Source organism: Enterobacter sp. ENT03, from assembly GCF_019218745.1.
Taxonomy (GTDB): Bacteria; Pseudomonadota; Gammaproteobacteria; order Enterobacterales; family Enterobacteriaceae; genus Enterobacter_D.
In genome coordinates this window covers 1-261 of record NZ_JAHUXA010000061.1, presented here as the reverse complement: position 1 = coordinate 261, position 261 = coordinate 1, and the positions used below count along the sequence as shown (strand labels likewise).

General features: G+C 47.9%; 1 protein-coding gene. It reads left to right on the top strand.

Annotated features, from left to right (window positions below; all coding sequences use genetic code 11):
* Positions 1 to 73: hypothetical protein (locus tag KW828_RS22035; RefSeq protein ID WP_225614602.1), on the top strand; the 73-nt coding region annotated here is incomplete at its 5' end.
* Between the last annotated feature and the right edge of the window lie 188 nt (positions 74 to 261).

The following is a 261-nucleotide window of genomic DNA, read 5'->3' as shown; positions in this document are numbered from 1 at the left end:
GTGGTGGTACAGCACGAAAGTGGGGGTGATCGACCTGAAGAAAAAGTCGATCACCATGGGTAAAGGATGTTAAAAAGTGTTCACCATGTCCCCGAACACCTGTCTACCATGTCCCCGGACTGTACACTCCCCAAGGGCTGAGGGTTCCCCAGAAAAATGAAAAGCACGATGAAGTGTGATCTACTGGTTGCGCTAACAATACAGAAGAGACCTCATCGTGCCTTTACAAACAGTCTGCCAGAAATTTTTCTCCACGTCTTT